Origin of the sequence: Pricia sp. (assembly GCF_041745955.1) — a bacterium.
GTDB lineage: Bacteria > Bacteroidota > Bacteroidia > Flavobacteriales > Flavobacteriaceae > Pricia.
Window position 1 is genome coordinate 1 of the sequence record NZ_JBGTHY010000522.1, and the last position, 1,536, is coordinate 1,536.

Consider the following 1,536-nt stretch of genomic DNA (forward strand, 5'->3'; position numbering starts at 1 on the left):
CTATAAGCATGGGTTTTTCGCCCTCCTTCTTTGAAAGAAAATGGTAATAATAGCTATAGTAAAAGTCAAAATGGCCGACAAGCTTCATAAAGCTGTTCCATTCTTCCCTATCGGTGATAATTTCTATCATTCAGTTTAATCTAAATTTAACAAAAGTACAGTCTTGCCAAGAAAATTCCATGCGTTTTGGACGTAACTTTTGATGCTATTCGAATTTGTCAAAAAATAGGATTTATTTAGATACTACCGATTGGTATGATGCTTTCGCGATTAAATGGAATACACCAAATAGAACGGCTCCGCATATTCGGTGCCCACTAAGTTACCAAAGTACTTCGCCGAGTTCCGAAGTGCCTCAATGCTTCGGGGATGGGGGTATTCCCGTATTTCTGTAGTATATTCTGACATCGCCTTTAATTTATCCTCGATAGTATCCGTAATATCTATAAACACAGTGGGGTTAAAGGGTTCTTTCTTTAGTAGGTTGCCCCATTCCGTGGACGAGTTGACGTAGTAAGACAATAAGTGCCTTACCTTTTGCCCGGGATAAGGCCTACAGGCGACCAAGGTACTTTCAAACAGTTCGTTATGGTCTTTGTTGATATCGGTACGGTCTTGCACGAAGACCGTATCGTATTCGCCCGCGGAGATTACCTTGCCCAGTGCGATGTTTTTATCTACATGGGCAATCGTGTCCAAGCGCATATCCGGAAAATCGGCACGGGGCAATACTTTCGATCCCAGAACGTCGTTGGCCGCTTTGGCCTCATGGAACTTATCCTCCAAAATAGCGTTGTTGTCAAAATATTGGGTGCTACTGCCATCGGTAAAAATAAGTACGTCGACCTGCTTGCCCATTTTGACCAATTGCGGAATCGTTCCGCCTACGCCCAATATTTCATCGTCGGGGTGTGCGGCTATTACGAGTATTTTGTTGAAAAGTTGAAGCATGTGTTATATGGTTAAGTGTCGGAATTTCTACGTAGTATATAGAAAGTGCGCTATGGGCAAGGGCCTAGGCGCCATTTTTTCAAGTTTCAAGTTTACTTTTAATAAGCTTAAAAACCGTATCCTGAACAGTATATCCAAGTTTATCGCCGATTCTGAAAAATTTTAGGTCTTTAGAATTGCCATTTTCATCACTAGGGCGGTTGAGCCAAAGTTTGCCGTCGGAAAATTGAACTAGGATTCCGTTTTTATTTTTTTGGAGGATTTGCCCCAAAGTTCCGAAATATATGTCTTCTTTGTCGAATTCTACTTCCCAAAAAACAATTTTCTCGTCTTTATAATAGCAATAGGCTCCCGGATAGGGCTCTGAAACGGCGCGCACCAGCCTTTCGGTATCCCCGATTTTTTTATCGAATTCCAACAGACCGTCCGAGGGGGTGCGTTTTCCTCGGATGGTGACCCCATTTTCATCTTGGGTCGAGAATGTGATGGACTCCTTGCCGATGATGGACTTATATATCTCGTGAAAACCGAGTCCCAATTGTTTGGCGACTTCGCTGTATAGATCTTTGACGTAGGTTCTGGGCG

Annotated in this window: 1 protein-coding gene and 1 pseudogene; both read right to left on the reverse strand. The window is 42.8% G+C overall.

All coding sequences use genetic code 11. The features are described 5' to 3' along the window. Positions 1-270: 270 nt before the first annotated feature. Positions 271-951 carry a PIG-L deacetylase family protein gene (locus tag ACEW8S_RS18630; RefSeq protein ID WP_373519612.1) on the reverse strand — a complete coding sequence of 227 codons (681 nt, stop codon included), beginning with the start codon at positions 949-951 and terminating at the stop codon, positions 271-273. Positions 952-1,030: 79 nt separating this feature from the next. Continuing rightward, positions 1,031-1,536 (reverse strand): annotated as a pseudogene (locus tag ACEW8S_RS18635) (hypothetical protein); the annotation flags it as partial.

Bases quoted from the DNA above. Each gene is read 5' to 3' on its own strand.
- ACEW8S_RS18630 (WP_373519612.1), bottom strand. From the start codon at position 951: ATGCTTCAACTTTTCAACAAAATACTCGTAATAGCCGCACACCCCGAC.